This window comes from Vibrio sp. 10N.261.51.A3 (genome assembly GCF_041471965.1).
GTDB lineage: Bacteria > Pseudomonadota > Gammaproteobacteria > Enterobacterales > Vibrionaceae > Vibrio > Vibrio crassostreae_C.
On record NZ_JBFRPK010000069.1, the window covers coordinates 14,520 to 37,003 of the forward strand.

Here is a 22,484-nt window from a genome sequence, read left to right on the forward strand (position 1 = left end):
TGTGGTTCAAAGTAACGCCGTAAAGTACAAAACTCGTACGTGCTCCTGAACTCGTGGGCGCATAGTAGCGAGGCGATCCGAATTGATCCGTGAGAGAGATCGCACTAACTATTAACAAATTAGCGTAGGACGTAAATTGAATGACGTTTTCCACGCTAGGTCACATTTGTAACAACATATTTATCAGAAGGCAGTAAGGCATGACGACCACAAGCAGTGTTCAGGTAATTGCTCCACAGACACTCAATACCATGACGTTTCCACTTCATGGCGCGCGTTTAATTGAAGCATCAGCGGGTACAGGTAAAACATTTACCATCGCTGGCTTGTACTTACGCCTACTGCTCGGGCATGGCACGGCCGCTCCACAAGGTGATCTGACTGAAGCCACTCGACACCATGAGCCGCTAACCGTAGACCAAATTCTGGTGGTGACCTTTACTGAAGCAGCTACGGCTGAGCTGCGAGACCGTATCCGTGCGCGAATCCATGATGCTCGCATAGCGTTTGCTCGTGGGCAAAGTGATGACCCAGTGATTGCTCCTTTGCTACAAGAAATCGAAGACCACGCTGGCGCTGCGAAAACACTGCTCAATGCCGAAAGGCAAATGGACGAAGCCGCGGTATACACCATTCACGGCTTCTGTCAGCGTATGTTGACTCAAAATGCCTTCGAGTCTGGCAGCCGATTTGATAATGAGTTTGTGACTGATGAAAGCCATCTTAAAGCGCAAGTGGTAGCTGACTACTGGCGTAAGCAGTTTTACCCGCTGCCGATTCAACTGGCTGGTGAGGTTCGTAATATTTGGGGTTCACCGGCTGCATTGTTAGCAGACGTCAATCGTTATCTGACGGGTTCTCCATTGAAGCTAACCGTCGACGCGATGTCGGGTGATTTGCAAACTCTACACAATCAGAACCTAGACAAAGTGAAGCAGCTTAAAGCACTGTGGTGTGAGTCTGAAGCGGACTTTTTGGCTTTGATTTCAGGCTCGGATGTGAACAAGCGCAGCTACACCAAGAAGTCTTTGCCGACTTGGTTAGAAGCGGTGACTGCATGGGCACAAAGCGACACTCATGATTATCAATATCCAGACAAGTTAGAGAAGTTCTCCCAAGCCACTCTAATTGAAAAAACACCAAAAGGCACCGCGCCTCAGCACGCGGTGTTTGAGGCGATTGACGACTTCTTAAATAACCCTGCCGACTTGAAAGCTCCGTTATTGGCGCATGCCATTACTCATTGTCGAACCATGTTAGCTAAGGCTAAGCAGCAGAAGCAGTGGCTATCATTTGATGACTTGCTGACTCAGTTATCTGCGTCGATTGATGTGGATGAGCAATCACTGCTGGTGGAGAGAATCCGCACCTTATACCCGGTGGCGATGATCGATGAATTCCAAGATACCGATCCGCTTCAATACAGTATTTTTAGCCGAATCTACCTTGATAACCCGCAATGCGGTCTGTTTATGATCGGTGACCCGAAACAGGCTATCTACGGTTTCCGTGGCGCGGATATCTTTACTTACATCAAGGCAAGAAACCAAGTTAGTGCTCACTATACGTTAGGCACTAACTGGCGTTCGAGTGCTGATATGGTCAGCGCGGTAAACCAAGTCTTTATGAATTCGGATAGCCCGTTTATCTACGACCAAGACATTCCATTTCTGCCCGTCGCTGCCAGTCCATCGGCTGACAACCGCCAATGGGTGATGAACGGAGAAACTCAACACGCACTGACCTTTTGGTTACAAGATGCAGAAGATAAGCCACTACCTAAAGGCGAATATCACAAAGCCATGGCCGAGGCGACGGCGAGTCAAATTCAAACCATTCTGACCGCTTCTCAAAACCAGCAAGCCTATTTTGATAACGGCAAAAAACAACATGCCGTGAATGCGGGTGATATTGCTGTTTTGGTTCGAACCGGTAGTGAAGGTCGTCTGATTAAGAACGCGTTGTCGGAACAAGGCATTGCGAGCGTGTATTTATCCAACCGAGACAGTGTGTTCACCAGCTTGGTCGCACAAGATATTCAACGTTTGTTGCAGGCGGTGCTGACACCTGAAAATGACCGAGCATTACGCGCCAGTTTAGCGTCGGAGTTGTTTGCTCTGGATGCCGCATCATTGGATGAACTCAACAACGATGAAGTGGTGTGGGAAAACGTCGTTAACGAGTTTAGAGAATATCGTAAGTTGTGGCTTCAGCGCGGCGTGTTGCCAATGCTTCGCAGCGTGATCAGTAAACGACATCTCGCGGAACGCTTACTGGAAGAAGAAAATGGTGAGCGCTCACTCACTGATTTAATGCACATTGGCGAATTGTTGCAACAAGCAAGACAAGAACTCGACAGTGACTATGGCTTGTTGCGTTGGCTGGCTGAAGCAATCTCAGATGCACAAAATGGTTTAGGTGGCAGTGACGACGACATTCAACGCCTTGAATCAGAAAGAAACTTGGTTCAAATCGTTACCATTCATAAATCGAAAGGCTTGGAATATGACTTAGTATTTTTGCCGTTCGTTGCAAGCTATCGTGAAGCGAGTGAAGGTAAGTTCTACGACCATGATTCAGACACCACAGTACTCGATATTACTGGCAGCGACAGTGCCTTAGCGCAAGCCGATAAAGAACGACTAGCGGAAGATTTGCGCCTGGTTTATGTAGCGCTGACTCGTGCGGTTTATGGCTGTTTTATTGGTATAGCGCCACTGCGTAAAGGGCGTTCAACCAAAGAACCGACAGGCGTGCATTTGAGTGCGATGGGCTACTTGGTTCAAAACGGACAAGAGCAGGGTATTGCCGAATTGCATCAAGCTCTAACGGCAATTGAAGGCAAAAATTCAAGTGTGCTGTTAGCCGAAACACCAACCGCTCATGAACAGGTGTTTGTACAAACAGAGCAAGTGAGTGACGACTTACAGGCCAGTGAACTTAAGGCTTCAATTGACCGATCTTGGCGTATTACCAGTTACTCAGGCTTAGTCAAACAGGGCAGTCACGGCGCGAGCCATGATGCGACCATTGAGGTGTCTGGTTTCGATATTGACTCGGCTGATGAGCAGGATGAGTCTGAGTTGATTGAGCCTGAACGCTCTATCTTTACGTTCCCTCGTGGTGCTCGCCCAGGTACTTTCTTACACACCTTGTTTGAGGAGGTTGAATTTACCGAGCCAGCAACCAGTGAACATAACACGCAAGTAATCACTCACTTATTAGAATCAGAGCAATATGAATTAGAGTGGCTACCTGTGCTTCAGCAACTGGTCGATACAGTGCTGAACACCGCATTAGACGGCAAGAACTTAAAACTAAGCGAGAAAGACTCAACACAACGCTTAGTTGAGATGGAGTTCTTATTACCAATCGAAGTGTTGGCTGCATCTGAATTGAATCAAACCATTCAATATCATGATCCGTTATCGGCGAAAGCGGGCGACCTAGGTTTCCAAACCGTGCAAGGCATGTTGAAAGGTTTCATCGATTTGGTGTTCGAGCATCAAGGTAAATACTATGTACTTGACTGGAAATCGAATCACTTAGGAGATGATGTTGCTGTCTACCATGGTGAAGCATTGAAATCGGCGATGGCCGACCACCGCTATGATCTGCAATATCAAATCTATGCATTGGCGTTGCACCGTTTCTTACGTAGTCGTGTTGCCAATTACAGCTACGAGCAACATTTTGGCGGCGTGTACTACTTGTTCTTACGAGGAATGGACGGTCAATCTCAGCAAGGTATTTTCTCGGCGAAACCAACACTGGCGTTACTTGATGAAATGGATCAATTGATTGACGGTAAAGTGATAGACAGACGTTCAGCACAATTGAATGACGATGAAACTGGACAGATGGGGCTTTTATAATGACAACAACGACCACTAATACCGGCATAGAAACAGCGAACACAACGAAGCCAGTTTCACTTATTCCTGAGCAACTTATGGATGTACTCAAGTTTCTTGCAGATAAGGGTTCGATTCGTCAGTTGGATTATCAGTTTGCCCGTTTTATTGCTCAGCAAGCCACGAGTTACTCTCAAGAGATCGGCTTTCTCGCTGGGGTAGTGAGCCATGAATTAGGCAAAGGACACATTTGTACTCAGCTTATACAGCAGCATACGATAGGCCCTGCACAAACGGCAGATATAGCCCAGTTACTTGGGTTGTACGGTGAAACGGCGCTGCAATTGAATCAAGAGCTATTAGGTATTGATTGGGTGACTGTTTTGCAATCATCTAACCTCGTTGGCGCAACTAATGACTGTGTTAAGCCTCTGATGTTTGATGGACAGCGCGTCTACTTACAGCGTTACTGGAACTATGAGGTTGTGCTGGCTGACACCTTAAATCGTTTAAGTAAGCCGGTAGAGTTCAATATTGAACAGAAAAAGGCGCTGACGGAAACACTCAATCAGCTTTTCGCACGTAGTTATCACTTTCTGTTTAACGCCTTAGCCAAGGCTGAAACAAATCAGCAGACGTCTCAGGTACTGCGCCAACAGTTGGTGTGTGATCATCTTGATATTGTCGATGAGCAATCTTTGAATTGGGGCGCAATTGACCAAGCGATTGTTCAAGCCAAGCAGGTAACGGACTTAGATGTTCTAGACGGTTTAGTACCACTATCGGCATGTTTAAACTGGCAAAAAGTGGCAGCAGCAGTAGCTCTAAGTCGTCGCTTTGCAGTGATCTCTGGTGGGCCGGGTACTGGTAAAACAACCACGGTAACCAAATTACTGTCAGCGATGGTCGAGCAATCACTAAGCCAAGGTAAAACGCCAACGATAAAGCTCGTGGCACCAACGGGTAAAGCGGCGGCGCGTTTAACTGAATCGATCGGTAAAGCGATTGAACAGTTACCATTAGCGCCTGAAGTGAAAGCCAACATACCAACGGAATCGAGCACTTTGCACCGATTGCTTGGTGCTATTCCCAACCGTGCTGAGTTTCGACATAACCGACGTAATCCACTTCACCTTGATATATTGGTAGTGGATGAAGCTTCGATGGTTGATTTATCGATGATGTATAAGCTGGTGGATGCACTTCCTGAGCACGCAAGGCTCATCTTATTGGGTGATAAAGACCAACTCGCTTCAGTAGAGGCAGGTGCTGTGCTCGGTGATATCTGTTCATTCAACTCTGCAGGGTACAGCACAGCGCAAGGCAATTTGATTGCAGAGATGACAGGTTTTGATGCGATAGCTAAACCAAGACAAGACAAAGCTGGAGCGGTGAATCCGCCTGCGATTGCGGATAGCTTGTGTATGCTGCAGAAGAGTTATCGTTTCGATGCGCGCTCCGGTATCGGTCAGCTGGCAAAAGCAATCAATAATGGTTCTGCGAATCAAGTAGACCAAGTGTTTGCCAAAGGTTTTGGCGATATCGAAAACCACCCTCTGTCGAGTGACAGCTATAACCTGATGCTGCGTACTTTGGTTAACGAGTATGGTGCGTACCTCAATAGAATGAATGTGCCGTTGGAAGAGTTAGAAACTCAAGAAGCGAGAGCGAAATCGGTACTCGATTTGTTCAGCCAATGCCGACTGTTGTGTTCCATTCGTGAAGGGGATTTTGGTGTTAAAGGCCTCAACCACAGAATTGAAAGAGCACTGGCCGCAAGGCGTTTGGTGAGCCCTCATAATGATGAGCTGTGGTATCACGGACGTCCTGTTATGGTGACGCGAAATGATCATGGCTTGGGTTTGTACAATGGTGATATTGGTATCTGTATGCTTGAGGCGGGTTCTAGTCAACCTGACTTAACCCCTCGTTTGAAGGTCTATTTTGAGTTGCCCGATGGCAGCGTAAAAGCTGTGCTACCAAGCCGAGTGCCCGATCATGAAACGGCTTATGCAATGACAATACACAAATCTCAGGGTAGTGAATTTGATCTGACCTTAATGATCTTGCCGCCAGATTTCAGCCCTATTTTAACGCGGGAGCTTATCTATACAGGTATTACACGTGCGAAGAAACGACTGATGATGTTCAGCGATACAAATGTGTTGAAGCGTGGGATTAAGGTGAAAACAGAGCGAGTGAGTGGTTTAGGCAGTCGCTTAACGAATTAGTCGTTATGGACGGCTAGAGAAGGTTTTGAACTTAGGGCTAGATAAACACAAAGCAACCATCCTTGGTTGCTTTGAGCGTTATTAGGAATCAGAGCCTAAAAACGCTCGAGTAAACGATATGTGGTTTATCTTGTACTTTGCTTGGCAATTCAAAATAAACTCTTTTAGATTCTCGCTAACAGGGAACACGCAGTGTACGTCTAGCCCTTCTAAGAATTGGTTATCAGCCATATCCCAAAAACTTTGCAGCGAGTTACAAACAATGGTTCTCATATCAATATTGCTCTTTTTGCTGTTTATATTAACGAGCAGAGCTAATGTTAGCGTGCTGGCCGTCAACGGGTATAGCAATCCGTGCAGTGACCACCTCAATGAGTTCGACATGACTATCGAGATGGCAATTCCAATAAAAACATTTGTTAAGATTATTAAAGCGTCTAAATTCTATACAATTATACGTGTGAGTGAAAGTGCATAGTTAATAAATCTCATATAGAAAACGATTACATTTGCAATTATTTTTCTGTCGAAGTGAGATTGTGCTCCAAAACTTTATTTATACGTTGAGCGCCAAGATCTTTGAGTTTCTCTGATAGTTGTATAACCCTTGTTTTTCCATCGGTAATTCATCAACCGCTATCTCGTAAAAACCCTGTTCACGGAACCAGTGAAGGCTGTGCGTAGTAAGGACAAAAATCTGGTCGATATCACGAGATTTTGATTGGTGACGCATGTAATCCAGCAACAATTGCCCACGGTTTCCATCGCGATAGTCAGGGTGAATCGCCACACACGCCATCTCTGCCATGTGATCTTCCGGATACGCATATAGTGCAGCGCAACCAATAATCAGTCCGTCTTTTTCGATAATCGTAAAGCGGTGAATCTCTTGTTCCAATTGTTCTCTTGAGCGACGAACGAGAATGCCTTGTTCTTCCAAAGGACGAATAAGGTCAAATATGCCACCAATATCGTCAATCTGAGCTTGTCTTACTTGCTCGGCACTAGCCATGACCACTTGGGTTCCAATACCGTCAAAAGAGAACAACTCTTGGATTAATGCGCCATCTACCTTGTAGCTGATTAGATGACAACGAGGCACACCAGCTCGACAAGCGGAGATCGCTCCTTTCAAGAAGCGCAGTGTTCCTGTGCTCATGTCTTCGGCAGGATTTTGAGATTCCGTTAATCGTTCTAGAATTTGCTTGGCATCTTTAGGGAAGAGTTCGGCGAGCACGTTACCGCGTTCATCTGTTACCCCTTGTTCGGAGCAGAAGCCAATCAGCTTGTCGGCCTTTAGACGAATAGCAACTTGGGTAGCGACCTCTTCAGAAAGTAGGTTAAAGCTTTCGCCTGTCACGGAGCTGGCAATAGGGCCAAGCAGTACAATTGAACCTTGGTCAAGCGTGCGATTGATCCCTTCGATATCGATTCGACGAATACGCCCGCTATGGCAATAATCCGTACCGTCATCCACGCCAAGCGGTTGAGCCGTAATGAAGTTACCACTCATAACATTGAGTTGAGTGCCTGCCATCGGCGTGTTGTTTAAGCTCATTGAGAGGCGTGCGGTGATGGCAAGTTGAAGCTGTCCAGCAGCCTGCATAGCAACGCCCAAAGAATATTCATCAGTGACCCTAATATTCTTGTGATAAGGCGTATGGCAATCTTGCTTGGCGAGCAATTGGTTGATCTGCGGTCTTGCCCCGTGAACGAGAACAATCTTTACTCCAAGGCTGTGGAGCAAGGCTATATCACTAATAATGTTACCAAAGTTCCTGTCGGCAACGGCTTCGCCTCCCAGCATAATGACCATGGTTTTGCCACGGTGAGCATTTACGTAAGGGGTTGATTGTCTGAAACCTTTTACTAGCGCTGTACTTCTTAATTTCACAGAACAAGTCCATTTTGTTTATTTATTCGATAATTTAGCATTTAAATTCAAATGTAAACAACACCTTTTTGGAATAAAGCGCAAACTATTCTTATCTAGGCTTCAATATATAAACTGTCTCAGTGTAGAATGCGCATAGCATCCTTATGAGTAGTCACCGAATGCAACAAGCTCCAGCAACAAAGAACAAAATCGATGAGATAACCAAAGGTCTCTACAGCGAAGCTGATCAGCGCAATCAATCTAAGTTGAAGCGTAAGATCATTGAACGTTGTTTAATGGTTCTAGCCTTAGTGGGTTCGTTTGCGGTGGTTTCTTTGTTCGGCGATGTGCTTTCCCGAGTGCAAAATGCGGCGACGCCCGACAATCTGATATACGGCACTTGGATAGAGCAAGATGTTGCACATTATGCGACCGATGAGTTTGTTCTGAATGCTAATGGTGTGTCAGTTCGTGGGTCTGTTGTTTCGACGAGCTTTGACTTTGATGGAAACTACTTTGAATACAAGGCGGGTGATAAAACCTATCGCTTCCGCATGACCAATTCTGACAATACAGAAATGGTGCTCGATTCTGACAGTCACTACAATCCCATCTTCCGCCTTAAGGGCCATATCGATAACTCCGTCCGATAGGTTATCTTCTTGTAAACTCTTACAATCTAAGATTGTGTTATCTGACTGTTTTTGTCATCCTCGATGCATAGAATTTTTAGGATGACTCTTGTGATTAAAAAATGGCTTCCCCTTGTCGCTGCCTCTTTGTTATTTGGCTGTGCTCAACCCACTGATCTTGCTCAGCAACACCTTGATGACGAATTTCCTCGCACCTTGAATAAGGTCGATCAGGTTGAATCCAATAAACCAAGAGACTACACCGCATTTGCAGAACAAGCTGAGATAGTGGTTTCTAAATCCCCTTCGATGGCTAAAATCTATGAGCCGCTTTATCAACAACTCAATGAGTGGGCGATGCTGAGTGGAGATCCAAGCGAGCTAGCGAATTTTGGCGTTCAAACCGCTCAACTAGGTGGTGGTGATAAACAAGGCAATGTTTTGTTCACGGGCTACTTTTCTCCTGTGATGGAGCTGCGCCACGAAGCGAATGAAGAATACCGTTACCCTGTTTACGGGCTTCCTGAGTGTGGCAAAGAGTGTCCAACACGCGAAGAGATTTACAACGGCGCATTAGAAGGTCAAGGCCTTGAGTTAGGTTATTCAGCAAACCGTATCGACCCATTTATGATGGAAGTACAGGGCAGTGGATTTGTACACTTCGGTGATGATGACACGCTGCAGTATTTCGCCTACGCGGGTAAGAACAATAAAGCTTATGTGAGCATTGGCCGTGTTCTGATTGAACGAGGCTTAGTTCCACGCGAAAAAATGTCGCTAAAAGCAATCAAAGAGTGGGTATTGGCAAACGATCCTGAAGTGGTCAAAGAGCTGCTTGAGCAAAACCCTTCTTTCGTTTTCTTTGAAGCGAGAGACGACCTATCGGTAATGGGCAGCGCGGGCATTCCTCTATTACCGATGGCGGCGGTAGCGGGCGATCGCTCTATCTTACCTATGGGAACACCGATTCTTGCTGAGGTTCCACTACTGAATGCTGATGGTACTTGGAGCGGCGCTCATCAACTAAGACTGCTATTGGTTTTGGATACGGGCGGCGCGGTTAAGCAAAACCATTTGGACCTTTACCACGGCATGGGCCCTCGAGCGGGTACAGAAGCGGGCCATTACAAGCATTTTGGTCGTGTGTGGAAGCTCGGTTTAGATGGCAGCGCAACTGAAGCGCCTTGGGCTTTGCCTCCTGAAAAGGTTGAGTAAGCTACAATAAAATAGGGCATTGAAAGCGAATCGCTAATCCCCTAGACTTTTTATTCAAGAGTGCGTATAAAACGCACTCTTTTCTTTTTCTCAGAAATAAATTGGCGGCAACAATGCGTGAATTGACCACTCCAGCTTCAGAAAACTATGACCAACGATTTGGTGGCACTCGTCGCCTATATGGCAATAGTGAAGTCGACATACTTAGAGCTGCACACGTGTGCGTGATCGGTATTGGCGGTGTAGGTTCATGGGCGGTTGAAGCGCTTGCTCGTACTGGTTTAGGTGAGCTGACTTTGATCGATATGGATGATGTGTGTGTGACCAACATCAACCGTCAGATCCACGCAATGTCGGGTACCGTTGGTAAAAGCAAAATTGAAGTGATGGCAGAGCGCGTTAAGCTGATTAACCCTGAGTGTAAAGTTAACCTGATTGACGACTTCATCGGCCCAGACAATCAGGCTGAATACCTGTCGAAAGAGTTCGACTTTGTATTAGATGCGATTGATAGCATGAAAGCTAAGGCTTCACTGTTGGCATATTGTCGTAGCAACAAAATTAAGGTGATCACCACTGGTGGTGCGGGTGGTCAAATCGATCCGACTCAAATCAAAGTGGCTGATCTGACGAAGACGATTCAAGATCCGCTAGCGAAGAAGCTAAAAGATACCCTTCGTCGTCATCATAACTTCCCTAAGAATCCAGCACGTAAGTTTGGTATCGATTGTGTGTTCTCAACTGAACAGCTGAAATACCCTCAAGCTGACGGCAGTGTATGTGCTGCGAAAGCGACAGCAGAAGGTCCAAAACGCATGGATTGTGCGACGGGTTTTGGTGCGGCAACGGTTGTAACAGCGACGTTTGGCTTTGTGGCTGTTTCACGTATCGTCGAAAAGCTGATTCAAAAGCACGCTAAGTAACGTCTTCTACTCAATTAACAATCGACTGGATATTAAAATGACCACATTCCCAAGCTCTCCATTCGGCACTGAAATTACCAGTGATGATATCGTCGCGAAGATGCAGACATTCAGCGGCTGGGAAGACCGTTATCGCCAAGTGATTCAATGGGGTAAGAAACTGCCAACGATGCCTGATGAACTGAAAAGTGAGCAGGTGATTGTCTCTGGCTGTGAAAGCCAAGTGTGGTTGGTTTCTCAAAATATCGACGGTGTTTGGCACTTTTGTGCTGATTCTGATGCTCGTATTGTGCGCGGTCTGATTGCATTAGTGATGGCTGCGTATGATGGAAAAACATCAGAGCAGGTTCAAGCGTTCGATATTGATGGTTACTTTGAACAAATCGGTCTAATTACCCACCTTAGCCCATCTCGCGGTAATGGATTAAAAGCGATTGTTGCTCAAATCCAAGAGCTAAGTGCTTAATATCTCCTTGATACACAGAAGCAAAAAGGGTTGACGTTAAACGCCAACCCTAAGTAATTTCGCTACTCCCTAAAGCATATCAACGGCTTTTTCTATTGCCGCGATGAGTTTTTCAACATCCTCCATGGTGTTGTAAATACCAAATGAAATTCGCACCGTTCCTTTCACATTAAGTGCATCCATTAATGGGTGAGCACAATGATGTCCTGCACGTACTGCGATACCTTGCTGATCCAGTAGAGTCGCTATATCTTGATGGTGAACACCATCCATCACAAAAGTAATCACACTTGCGTTAGGTTGATACCCTAAAATCTGAATGTCATCCAGTTTACTGAGAGCAAGATAAGTCTCGTGTTGTAGTTGGTGGATATGATTTTCGACATCTTGTTGTACAAAACCACTTAACCATTCTATTGCGGTGCTTAGTGCTATGGCTCCTGCCACATTTGGCGTGCCCGCTTCGAATTTGCCTGGCAGTTCTGAAAAAGTAGTGCCAGAGAAAGAGACGCGCTCGACCATTTTGCCACCACCATGCCAAGGTGGCATCGCTTCTAACAATTCAAGCTTGCCGTAAAGCACACCGATGCCCGCAGGGGCATAGAGCTTGTGTCCAGAGAATACGTAGAAATCCGCACCTAAAGCTGCAACATCAATAGGCTCATGGACGATGCCTTGCGCGCCATCGACCACAACAATCGCATTCATCTTGTGTGCTTTTTCTATGACAGCTTCAATTGGCTGACGAGAACCCGTCACATTGGTTATCTGAGCTAATGCAACAATCTTGGTTCGTTCATTTAAAAGCGTATCAAACGCGACTAGGTCAAATTCGCAATCCGATGTCATCGGTACTTTAACGACTTTAGCGCCGGTTTGTTGTGCAACAATTTGCCAAGGCACTATGTTGGCGTGATGCTCCATTTCGCTGACTAAGATCTCATCGCCTGGCTGAAGGGTACTTCTTGCGTAAGTTTGAGCAATTAGATTGAGCGCCTCGGTGGCACCACGAGTCCAGATGATCTCTTTTGAAGAGCTTGCACCGATAAACTGAGCGACCTTATCTCTGGCAGCTTCAAACTGACTGGTCGCGTTCGCTGTTAAGCTATGGCTACCACGGTGAACATTGGCATTTTGTTTGGAGTAATATTGGCTAATGGCATCAATAACTACCTGAGGTTTTTGTGTCGTTGCCGCGCTGTCTAAGTAAATCAATGGTTGTTGATTGATGGTTTGTGATAGCGCAGGAAACTGCTCTCGGATGTGATTGATATCAAGCATCTATTCTTACCTAAAATCTTGGAAATTGGTGCCAGCGTTATGCTTAGCGGTATTGTTATTTTATCGCGACTTGTTGACCGTTGCTGACTAATCTTGATGATTCCAGCTATTTTCTTGCTCTTTGACTTGATCGAACAGCTTTTGGTTAACGGGAACTTCTATCTGATGCTTAAGCGCTGTTTTTATTAGGTGTCCAGTGATGAAGTCGATCTCTGTCTTGCGTTGGTAAAACATATCCTGCTTCATGGATGAGTTGTTCTGCGCCGTGGCTTGGATGACCTGCTTGACACTTGCTTCTAATCCGTCGAATGAACAAGCGATCTCTTCGGCCTGCATAACTTGTGTTAGCTCTTCAACGATAGAACTTAAAATACCCTCAAACCTTTGGTCTGCAAGTTCACCATTCTTGATTTGTTCCAACCCTGTCAGTGGATTGATAGCACAATTGATGGCGAGTTTAGCCCAAAGCGCGGTTTCTATTTGTGGGTTCCAACTCACAGCGGGGAGAGCATCATCCAATACATCAACCAAAAACGTGCACTGTTGACCCGTTTGGTTAAAAGCACCCAATTGGGTGTGGCCTAACCCTGTATGAGATACATGATTACGGCTGGGTTTGAATGCGGCTTGAGTCGTGGTCGCCAATACAACGGGGTAACCATCGACTTGAGTAGCAATATTATCGACCGCGCCCATTCCGTTGTGCATGAACATAAGAATGGTGTCAGGGTCGAGATATTGAAGTAACGGAGTGGTGGCTTCTTTTACTTGCCAAGCCTTGACCGTGACGATCACTAAGTCACTCGCAGATAGCTTTTCGATATTGTTGTTACTGAAGGAGAGTGAGGTTTGCTCATCAAGTGATAGGTCTATAGATGTGTCAGAAGAACGACTCCAAAAAGAGACATTATGACCAGCTTGAAGTAGTTTTATGGCCCACAAAGAACCAATCGCTCCGGGTCCAACAATCGTGATGTTCACAGCAATACCGAGATAAGAAAGTGATGCTGCAAGGATAGCGAGGCATTAAATGAAAGCAATAAAAAATGGCACCCGAGGGTGCCATTTAGGAAACTTTTCTTAGAAGTTCGATTAGAACTTGTAAGTTACTGCAACGTAGTGACCTACGCCAGAAGAGTCAGCTTGTGAAGAAGCATCCCATGGTAGGTCTGCGCCATCTTTAAAGCCGTATACATCGCTGTATAGTTTCAGGCCGTAACCAACTGCGAAACGATCTGAGTGCCAGTAGATACCGTTGAACATTGCGCCGCCGTTGCTTACTTGAGCGTATTCATCTTTCATGCCGAATTGGTAATCAATGTAACCTTGGTAAGAGATGAATGAACCGTTCTCGAAGAAGTAGAAAGGTTTGAACCAGTTAGTCGAGATTTGGAAACCGTTCCAATCTTTAACACCTGAATCGTATGTACCGTAAAGGTTTAGACCCATTTTACCGAACCATGGAACCATTACGTCAGAACCTAGACCAACTTTCTGAGTGTTAACACCACCGTTGTTACCATCCCACTCGAAAAGAGTTGAAAGGTATAGCTCTTCAACTGGACCGAAAGAAAGATCTTTACCAGTTAGGCCGTCAAGAGACATACGAGGAGCAAACTTCATGAAGATTTTGCCATCTTTGTCTGCTTTGTCGCTGCTTGAGTCTGATGTTAGGTTAAATACATCAACATAGCCGTAAAGGTCGAAGATTCCAGAGCGACCACCAAATTCCATCTCTAGGTAATCATGAGTAGATTCGTAAGGACCTTTCTCGTTGATTGCACCCATGATGTTGAACTGCATCCACTTGTAATCGTTTTTGTGGATGTCGCCGTCAGAATAATCTGCTGCCATTACTGGAGCAGAAGTTGCTGCAAGTAGGCCAAGAGTTAAAAGTGATTTACGCATAATGGAACTCTCTATGTTTGAAATAAGTAACCCGCTAATCCGTGCGTGTTTATATGTCCGAATGCCGAGCATCATAGCGATTTTGTTCTCAAATAAAAGTGAGACGGAGTGAAAATTGCAATTATTATAGTGAGGTTGATCACACTAACGATCTAAATGATGGAACTTTAAGGTGGTAATGCATCTTGATGCACCCTGAGTTCTATTGATTTTGTGAAATCTGATTATTTTGTAGATAAATTGGTGGATTGCTGCTCTAAGCAAACGATTATACTAAATAGAGTGATATGCATATCAAAATCAACAGTATTCTTTTCTATGTAGTTTATCCCCAGAAAACGACTAAATCTCTCCTCAGTTAGATCCTCTCTTTGATCTATTTTTAACCAACTCCGTAATGGTGGTGGAATCAATTGATGAACAACTCATGTGATAAGTAATTTGGAATGTGAGCCTTATTACTTTTCCCATCACAGATATTATTGAGACAGTTCACTGCACTAAATACTGAGAGAGAGTATTTGAAGATTTTTTACTGAGCTTATCTTTTGTGTGACGAACTGGTCTAACTTTTTGGAGAGAAGACCGATGAAATATTCACCATTACTAGCGGTAGCAATATCAGCGCTGTTCATTGTCGGGTGTGATGATGACGATGAACCTACCACACAACTTCAAGCTGTTCATGCATCACCCGATGCTCCTTTGGCTAATGTTATCGTCAACAGTCAGGCTCGATGGACTGGTGTCGATTATGCTCAAGCGTCTGGGTACGCTTCAGTGACAGAAGGGCAGACTTCAGTGCAAGTTGATGTTCAACTTCCCGGAGAGGCTGTCGCAACCGTCATACCTCAAAGCCAATTTAACCTGAGCCAAGACCTCGATTATACGGTGATGGTGGTGGGCGATGCTGATGGTTCCAACAACCCTGTAGAAGCTTTAGTTGTGACTCGTCCTGCTGTGGGCACGGCAACCAGTTCTAGTTTAGATGTGCAAGTGGTTCACGCTGCTACAGGTGTCGGCGATGTAAACTTGTATGTCACAGGTCCTAGCGATCCATTGGGTGCACCGTTGGGGACGTTGGCTTATAAAGATTTTACCGATGTGCTTAATATTCCAGCAGGGCAATACCGAGTGAGATTAGAAACCGTGAGCGGCAATGCTATTGCTTTTGACTCCGGAGAAATAACTCTGTCTGGCGGTAGCGAGCTAACGATCGCGGCTGTGCCAAGAGCTGACTCCAATAGCACTTCCCCAGTAAAATTGATGGTAATGGACGGTTCGGGCTCATCTTTAATCTACGACATGGCAGAAACTGCAGAAGTAAGAGTCGGTCATCTCGTTGATGGCGCCCCAGATGTAGATGTTTTTGTCAACGGAGCTGCATTTGCACCTCTTGCTGATTTGATGTTTAAAGAGATCCGCGGTTTTATCGATTTAGCCGCAGGAAGTTATGACATTGACATCTTTGCTGATGGCACTACAACCAATGCACTGATTGATGCAGATGGAGTCGCGGTATTTGCTGGTATGGATTACAGCATCTATGCAGTAGGGACGGTAACTCCACTGAATTTGGAACCATTGGTTATTCCTGAAAACCGTCGTCCGGTTGCGACCAGCGCAGTGCTAAACATTACCCACGCCGCTGCTAACCCAATAGCGGCTTCGGTGGATATTTACTTAACAGAAAACGCGGGGATCTCTGGTAGCACTCCGGCGCTAAGTGATGTGAAATTCAGAGATTATGCGAATGGCATTTATGTTGCGGCGGGGTCTTACTTTGTGACGATTACTGTAGCGGGTCAGCCGTCAGTTGTGGCTATCGACTCTGCGCCCGCAACCTTAGCTGATGGTGTGGTGTATCAAGTCGTGGCGATTGATGATTCGATGGGTACGGGTTTTAACCTAATTGTCAGTGAAACAACAGACTAGATCTGAAGACAGAACGTAGAAGAGGGTAGATCAATGCTACCCTCTTCTTATTTGTTTTCTTTGACTCTATTCTTGGTTAGTTTTGGCTTTCTCTAATAAATCCGTGAAAAAGTGGCGTAACGAGTAGAGCATGATCAAACTTGGAATCACCATAAGTGCGGTCAGTATAAAGAAGGTTGACCAATCATTGAGGTAATCGACCAATTCACCACTAAATGAAGCCAGTGTTGTTCGACCGAAGTTACCCAAGGATGCGAGTAATGCATATTGGGTTGCAGAGAAGGCCTGCCCAGTTAATAACGTTAAGAAAGAGACAAAAGCTACTGTTGAAAAGGCGGTCGTGAAGTTATCGACAATAATCGTTGCCAAGAACAGTGTTTCACTTGGGCCTGCTTGAGCGATCCATGCAAACATTAGATTACTGGCTGCCATGGCAACACCGCCAATCATCAGTCCGCGTACAATGCCGAATTTTACATTGAAGACGCTGCCTACCAAAGTGAAGAATATGGTTGCGCCCCAACCAATTAACTTCGAATAGTGGCCGATCTGTTCGTTACTGAAACCTATCTCTTTATAGAAGGTGATCGACATGCGACCTAGGAAGGCTTCACCTATCTTAAATAGGAATACGAACAGCAGTAGGGTGATGGCAACTTGAACTCCGTTTCGTTTGAAGAAGTCATAAAACGGTTCTAACACGGTAACACTGAACCAAGCCACGACTTTCGAACCGACAACCTTATTGTGGCGTTGCTGAGCCTGTTCTTGCAGGGCTTCGCGTTGTGTATTTGGCTCTCCGACAAAAAGAGTAAACAGCATTAGTACGACAACGACGCCTGCCATTCCGTAATACACGCCATTCCAACCGATTGAGTCTGCGTTAATAAAGGCAAGGTAGCCTGGTAGAGAATACCCCGTCCACCAACCAATTACGGCCATTGCAGAAGCTTGCGGCAGTTTTGATGCTTCGGATTTTGGGAAGGTATCAATACGAAATGCATCAATCGCGATGTCTTGCGTGGCTGAGGCAATGGCAATAGCGAGCGCCAACATTGAAGTAAACGCCAAGTTCTCTGCGGGATTGACGCCTGCGATGAATAAGGTACCGATTAAAACAATGGATTGGCAGAAAAAGATCCAACTGCGTCGCTGGCCGAGTATTGCGTGAAGCACCGGCAGTTTTACTCGGTCTACCAATGGTGCCCATAGAAAGTTAATCGCATACACGGCAAACACACTGCCAAAGTAGCCGATGGCAGCACGCGTTAAACCTGCATCTTTTAGCCAACCAGACATATTGGATCCAATAAGAACCCATGGGAAGCCACTCGAACAGCCGAGCATAAACACCCAAAGTAGACGTTTATCTAGGTAGCTGCGAAAAGTCTGCATCCAAGAAAGAGAGGGAGTGCCTGATGACATAGGGCGTCCTTGTATAGAAAAACGCCCTTAAGAAATAAGGGCGTTACATTGGATTACTTAAGAAGGGTCACTTTAGTGATGACGATTGGGTCGACTGGGATGTCTGACATGCGGCCCATTCGCTTGGTTGGAATCGTTGCCATCTTTTGAACAACATCAAAACCTTCAGTTACTTTGCCAAATACAGCGTAGCCTGGGTTACCACCTTTTGCGTTCAAGAAATCATTATCAGAGAAGTTAATGAAGAACTGGCGAGTTGCAGAATCTGGCACATTAGTACGAGCCATAGCGATTGTTGCTGTATCGTTCTTCAGGCCGTTGCTGCCTTCATTCTTGATAGGAGCATAAGTCGCTTGTTGATTCATCTCTTGATCGAAGCCGCCACCTTGAGCCATAAAGCCAGGAATAACACGGTGGAAGATAGTGCCTTCGTAGCTGCCGTCTGCAACGTATTTTAGGAAGTTCTCCGCGCTAACCGGTGCTTGTTCTTGGTTTAGCTCAATTGTGAAGTCGCCTAATGTTGTTTCCACGTTTACTTTAGGACCAGCCCAAACGCTTACGCTCACTAGCATTAATGCGATAGAAGATAAAATACGACCCATTAGAAACGTTCCTTCATGTAAGTTTGTAGCTCTTGGTCGTTAGCGATCTCAGTAAGAACCAAGTTGATCACGTCATTAAGAACCATAGAGATGTCGTCGTTAGATGCACTCAATGCACCAGTGCGTGTTGCAGTGCCGTTGAATGTTTTAACTAGTTTGCCTTCAGGCGTTTCAGCCGTAACTTCAAGCGTTACTTTACCGTCCATTTTGTTTTCCATAATGGTGTGTTCTACGGTAACAAGCGCTTCTTGAATCTCCAAAACAATTGAGTTTTCACTGTTTACGCTTGCACGAAAACCTTGAGACTCTAACTGCTGTGCAACAGCATTTTCTAGAGAGATACGCATGTTTTGCTTAGCGTGAATTGGCTGAATGTTTGAACGGCCACTATCAACCAATGCAACATATTGAGCGGCACGAACATCTTTACTGGTTAGTGTGTATGTTTTGCCTTGTACAAGGTTGCTTGAGCTTAGTGAAGCTTCTGGCATTACATTGATCTGTTCTTGCTGAGGGGCTGAACATGCTGTCAAAGCCATAATAGAAGCAGCCAAAATCAGTTTTTTCATTCCTTTATCCTTTCTAAATTCACACCAGAAGCTCGGTATCTTAAATTCTTGTGAAGTCGTTTCTGCTTATTTATTAAAATTCGCAGGTTCTCTTGTTGCTTGTAATATCTCAAATTTTTGGTTTAGTTCAAGCGTTTCAACGTTAGCTTCACCAAATAGTCTTGCTAGTTTGACATCGTATCCGAGGTGTCGGTTGCCAATAACAATTAATTTGCCTCCATTGCTTAGAACATGCTTTGCATCACAGAACATTTGCCACGCAATGTGATCCGTAATCGCTTGTTGCTGATGGAATGGAGGATTACACATCACTAAGTAGGTGCTGTTTTTCTTGAAGCCATCTAAACAGTTGTTGGCGATGAACTGGAAGTTGCCTTCTTCACCAAGGTTATCTTTGACGTTTTGGCGCGCCGATTCCACCGCCATAAAGCTTTCATCCACACAGGTGATACGGGCTTGTGGGTTCAATTGCCCTGCTTTTACACTCAATACACCGTTGCCACAACCAAGATCGATGATATGACGTAGCTCAGGATCTTGTGGGATGTGCTCTAGCATATAGCGAGCGCCTTGATCGAGTGCTTCCCCTGAGTAAACATTTGGTAAATTTTTCAGGCGGATATCTTCACCGTCTACATCCCATTCAACAAAAGGCTCTACCGTTTGAATTGGCTGGCAGTTTGGAGATGAGAAGACTAAGCGGTGTTTTTTCTTCGCTAGTGATGTTTTGGTTTCTCCTAGGTATTTTTCGAACAGGTTAAGCGTAGAGGTGTGAATCTCTTTTACCTTGTTGACGCCGATCACTTGGCAGCCTTCAGGCAATGCTTGGCGTAGCTGACTCAATTGCCAGATTAGGTGACGATTTGTTTTTGGCAGCTGCATGATCACAAGATCGATACCGTGTGGGATATCATCCATCGTGTTCAAGAAGTTCACTCGGTTACTTTGATTGCGCTGCAAGTTTTTCAGGGCACCACGGTGAGAGATAAATGAGTCGCTCATCATAGTGATATCATGATCTTTCGAGAACCAAGCGGATAGGGCACCGAAGCTGTCGTTCATGATCAGGATGTGTTTGCCAGGTTCAAGGTTCATCTCTTCAACATGACTGATCAGGTATTCGTCGCCCGCATCCCAAGCTTGAAGGGTTTCATTTGAACGTTTCGGGAAACGATGTAAGGTTAAAGTTCTATCGTGAAGGGTAAGTTCGGTTTTCATTGCTTGAGATACTTATGTAAGAAATAACAAAGATATTGTCTCAAATGCAGGCTGAACAAGATAGAAAAAACTCAAGCAAACCTACGCCATTCGCTATCAAATACTCAGACAGTCGACCGCTTAGGGTTTATACTCATCCCACGGATAATGCCAATACGTTATTAAGGAATCACAATGATCCAAGAAGTTATCGAAACAAAATTGCACAATGAGTTTTCACCAAGTCATTTAAACGTGGTTAATGAGAGCTATATGCACAATGTTCCGGCCGGTTCTGAGAGTCATTTTAAAGTGATTGTTGTCAGTGATGCGTTTGAAGGATTGCGTCTTATTGCTCGTCATCGAGCGGTAAATAAAGCTCTTTCAGAAGAGTTAGCGAATAATATTCACGCACTGTCCATTCACACTTATACAAAAGATGAATGGATGAAGCAGCTCGATAACGTGCCAGACAGCCCTATGTGTATGGGTGGTGGCAAGTAACACAGCGAGCATATTGACAAAAGGTGGTGATGCCGCCTTTTTTGCCGCCAAACCTATGTGTTTTTCGTTGTTATATCACTCAAACTGATGGCAATTTGAACGACTAAAAATACCTACAATGAGTAATGTTTTTATTAACAGTGTTTCAACATAACTCGTAAAATAATAGTTTGTGACAGAGTATTAATCTCTTGTTTAAAACACGTTTCAAAAGCCATTTTATCTGTGCGGCTCGTCAAATTTATACATATTTGAGAGTCCATATGCTTCAAATCTCACCAAATAAACGCGGTATTCAAGTTATTGGTCATGGCATCAAGTTGTCAAAAAATGCTAGAATACGGCACCTGATAAATCTCACATAATATTTGTGATGAGTTTATTAATGTAATGTTGCGATTTTGGTATCTCAAATTTACCAAAACCGGACACTGTAATGTCGTGTCTAAGGGCGATTTTAAAACGTCCTGAATTTACGCAATTAAAAGAATCTTTTTCCCGATAAAGTAGTGCAAGTGCGTATGATTACAATAAAGAAGGGTTTGGATCTTCCTATCGCAGGAACTCCATCCCAGGTGATTAATGATGGTAAGTCCATCACTAAAGTCGCCTTGCTTGGCGAAGAGTACGTTGGTATGCGTCCTACGATGCATGCTCGCGTTGGTGATGAAGTGAAGAAAGGCCAAGTTCTTTTTGCAGATAAAAAGAACCCAGGTGTTGTATTTACTTCTCCAGCAAGCGGTAAAGTTATTGAAGTGAACCGTGGTGCTAAGCGTGTTCTTCAATCAGTAGTGATTGAAGTAGCAGGCAATGAGCAAATCACGTTCAATAGCTATGAAGCTAACCAACTAGCAAGTCTTGACCGTGAAACGGTTAAAGCTCAGTTAGTTGAGTCTGGCGCATGGACCGCTTTGCGAACTCGTCCGTTCAGCAAGGTTCCAGCAGTTGATTCTGAAACTCAGGCTATTTTCGTTACTGCTATGGATACTAATCCGCTAGCAGCTGAGCCAGAATTAATCATTAACGAGCAGTCTGATGCTTTCGTTGCTGGTTTAGATCTTCTTTCAACTCTGACTAACGGTAAAGTGTACGTTTGTAAAAAAGGTACTAGCTTACCTCGTTCAGCTCAGTCTAACGTTGAAGAACATGTTTTTGATGGCCCACACCCTGCAGGTCTTGCAGGCACGCATATGCATTACCTATACCCGGTAAATGCACAAAATGTAGCGTGGAGCATTAACTACCAAGACGTTATCGCATTCGGTAAGTTGTTCCTTACTGGTGAGATTTACTCTGAGCGTGTTGTTTCTCTGGCTGGTCCAGTAGTTAACAACCCTCGTCTAGTTCGTACTCAAATTGGTGCTAGCCTTGAAGAGTTGACGGACAGCGAGTTGATGCCAGGTGAAGTTCGCCTGATCTCAGGTTCAGTGCTATCTGGTGTTCACGCTTCAGGTCCACATGCTTACCTTGGCCGTTACCATCAACAAGTTTCGGTTCTTCGTGAAGGTCGTGATAAAGAGCTATTCGGCTGGGCTATGCCTGGTAAGAACAAGTTCTCTGTTACTCGTTCATTCCTTGGTCACGTGTTTAAAGGTCAGTTGTTCAATATGACAACGACAACGAACGGTAGTGATCGCTCTATGGTTCCAATTGGTAACTACGAGAAAGTAATGCCATTAGATATGGAGCCTACTTTGCTGCTTCGCGATCTATGCGCTGGTGACGTTGATAGTGCACAAGCACTTGGTGCGCTAGAGCTAGATGAAGAAGATTTAGCACTGTGTACCTTTGTATGTCCTGGTAAGTACGAGTACGGTCAGTTACTTCGTGAATGCCTAGATACAATTGTGAAGGAAGGGTAATTTT

18 protein-coding genes are annotated in these 22,484 nt (G+C 45.0%); 9 read left to right on the top strand and 9 right to left on the bottom strand.

From position 1 onward, the window contains the following. The first annotated feature begins 200 nt into the window (after positions 1-200). Both recB and recD read left to right on the top strand, forming a co-directional pair. Complete coding sequence (recB, locus tag AB4371_RS16855; RefSeq protein WP_372150378.1) at positions 201-3,875, top strand: exodeoxyribonuclease V subunit beta; 3,675 nt, start codon at positions 201-203, stop codon at positions 3,873-3,875. Then, a complete protein-coding gene (gene recD, locus AB4371_RS16860) occupies positions 3,875-6,085 on the top strand; it encodes an exodeoxyribonuclease V subunit alpha (protein WP_372150379.1) in 2,211 nt (736 codons plus the stop codon). The genes recB and recD overlap by 1 nt, the downstream gene beginning before the upstream one ends. Positions 6,086-6,166: 81 nt before the next feature. On the opposite strand, the gene AB4371_RS16865 is transcribed toward recD, so the two are convergent. Both AB4371_RS16865 and argA read right to left on the bottom strand, forming a co-directional pair. After that, positions 6,167-6,358 carry a hypothetical protein gene (locus AB4371_RS16865; RefSeq protein ID WP_046224581.1) on the bottom strand — a complete coding sequence of 64 codons (192 nt, stop codon included), beginning with the start codon at positions 6,356-6,358 and terminating at the stop codon, positions 6,167-6,169. Between the two features lie 283 nt (positions 6,359-6,641). Beyond that, the gene (argA, locus tag AB4371_RS16870; protein WP_017065782.1) at positions 6,642-7,979 is read right to left on the bottom strand and encodes an amino-acid N-acetyltransferase; all 1,338 of its coding nucleotides are present in this window, start codon (positions 7,977-7,979) and stop codon (positions 6,642-6,644) included. 161 nt (positions 7,980-8,140) lie between these two features. On the opposite strand from argA, the gene AB4371_RS16875 reads away from it, so the two are divergent. The 4 genes from AB4371_RS16875 (at position 8,141) to csdE (ending at position 11,197) form a co-directional block, all read left to right on the top strand. Further along, positions 8,141-8,614 (top strand): DUF2850 domain-containing protein, encoded by a 474-nt coding sequence (locus AB4371_RS16875; RefSeq protein WP_017064193.1) that lies wholly within the window; start codon positions 8,141-8,143, stop codon positions 8,612-8,614. 81 nt (positions 8,615-8,695) lie between these two features. Beyond that, positions 8,696-9,808, top strand: coding sequence for a murein transglycosylase A (mltA, locus tag AB4371_RS16880; protein ID WP_372150380.1), 1,113 nt, complete (start codon positions 8,696-8,698; stop codon positions 9,806-9,808). Between the two features lie 113 nt (positions 9,809-9,921). Beyond that, the gene (gene tcdA / locus AB4371_RS16885) at positions 9,922-10,731 is read left to right on the top strand and encodes a tRNA cyclic N6-threonylcarbamoyladenosine(37) synthase TcdA (RefSeq protein WP_017059899.1); all 810 of its coding nucleotides are present in this window, start codon (positions 9,922-9,924) and stop codon (positions 10,729-10,731) included. Positions 10,732-10,768: 37 nt separating this feature from the next. Continuing rightward, positions 10,769-11,197 (top strand): cysteine desulfurase sulfur acceptor subunit CsdE, encoded by a 429-nt coding sequence (gene csdE, locus AB4371_RS16890; protein ID WP_017059900.1) that lies wholly within the window; start codon positions 10,769-10,771, stop codon positions 11,195-11,197. 69 nt (positions 11,198-11,266) lie between these two features. On the opposite strand, the gene csdA is transcribed toward csdE, so the two are convergent. The 3 genes from csdA to AB4371_RS16905 all read right to left on the bottom strand — a co-directional run bounded on the left by csdA (position 11,267) and on the right by AB4371_RS16905 (position 14,386). Continuing rightward, positions 11,267-12,478 (bottom strand): cysteine desulfurase CsdA, encoded by a 1,212-nt coding sequence (csdA, locus tag AB4371_RS16895; RefSeq protein ID WP_017071036.1) that lies wholly within the window; start codon positions 12,476-12,478, stop codon positions 11,267-11,269. Positions 12,479-12,565: 87 nt separating this feature from the next. Beyond that, the gene (gene panE, locus AB4371_RS16900; protein ID WP_372150381.1) at positions 12,566-13,459 is read right to left on the bottom strand and encodes a 2-dehydropantoate 2-reductase; all 894 of its coding nucleotides are present in this window, start codon (positions 13,457-13,459) and stop codon (positions 12,566-12,568) included. Between the two features lie 111 nt (positions 13,460-13,570). Further along, complete coding sequence (locus AB4371_RS16905) at positions 13,571-14,386, bottom strand: outer membrane protein OmpK (protein ID WP_137001984.1); 816 nt, start codon at positions 14,384-14,386, stop codon at positions 13,571-13,573. Between the two features lie 588 nt (positions 14,387-14,974). Between AB4371_RS16905 and AB4371_RS16910 the strand changes: the two genes are divergently transcribed. After that, on the top strand, positions 14,975-16,321 hold the full coding sequence (locus AB4371_RS16910; RefSeq protein WP_372150382.1) for a DUF4397 domain-containing protein: 1,347 nt from the start codon (positions 14,975-14,977) through the stop codon (positions 16,319-16,321). Positions 16,322-16,387: 66 nt separating this feature from the next. On the opposite strand, the gene AB4371_RS16915 is transcribed toward AB4371_RS16910, so the two are convergent. From AB4371_RS16915 to AB4371_RS16930, 4 genes are all read right to left on the bottom strand, one after another. Further along, positions 16,388-17,746, bottom strand: coding sequence for an AmpG family muropeptide MFS transporter (locus AB4371_RS16915; protein WP_017059905.1), 1,359 nt, complete (start codon positions 17,744-17,746; stop codon positions 16,388-16,390). Between the two features lie 53 nt (positions 17,747-17,799). Further along, positions 17,800-18,348 carry a peptidylprolyl isomerase gene (locus AB4371_RS16920; protein ID WP_136978992.1) on the bottom strand — a complete coding sequence of 183 codons (549 nt, stop codon included), beginning with the start codon at positions 18,346-18,348 and terminating at the stop codon, positions 17,800-17,802. Continuing rightward, positions 18,348-18,917 (bottom strand): YajG family lipoprotein, encoded by a 570-nt coding sequence (locus AB4371_RS16925; protein ID WP_017059907.1) that lies wholly within the window; start codon positions 18,915-18,917, stop codon positions 18,348-18,350. Before AB4371_RS16925 ends, AB4371_RS16920 begins: the two co-directional genes overlap by 1 nt. Before the next feature lie 66 nt (positions 18,918-18,983). Continuing rightward, positions 18,984-20,135: a methyltransferase gene (locus AB4371_RS16930; RefSeq protein WP_372150383.1), complete on the bottom strand. Its 1,152-nt coding sequence runs from the start codon at positions 20,133-20,135 to the stop codon at positions 18,984-18,986. Between the two features lie 174 nt (positions 20,136-20,309). Here AB4371_RS16930 and bolA point away from each other — a divergent pair, with 174 nt between their 5' ends. Together bolA and AB4371_RS16940 are read left to right on the top strand one after the other, a co-directional pair. Then, a complete protein-coding gene (bolA, locus tag AB4371_RS16935) occupies positions 20,310-20,618 on the top strand; it encodes a transcriptional regulator BolA (protein WP_076677920.1) in 309 nt (102 codons plus the stop codon). A 521-nt stretch (positions 20,619-21,139) separates the two neighbouring features. Then, positions 21,140-22,480, top strand: coding sequence for a Na(+)-translocating NADH-quinone reductase subunit A (locus AB4371_RS16940; RefSeq protein ID WP_032545690.1), 1,341 nt, complete (start codon positions 21,140-21,142; stop codon positions 22,478-22,480). Positions 22,481-22,484 lie beyond the last annotated feature (4 nt).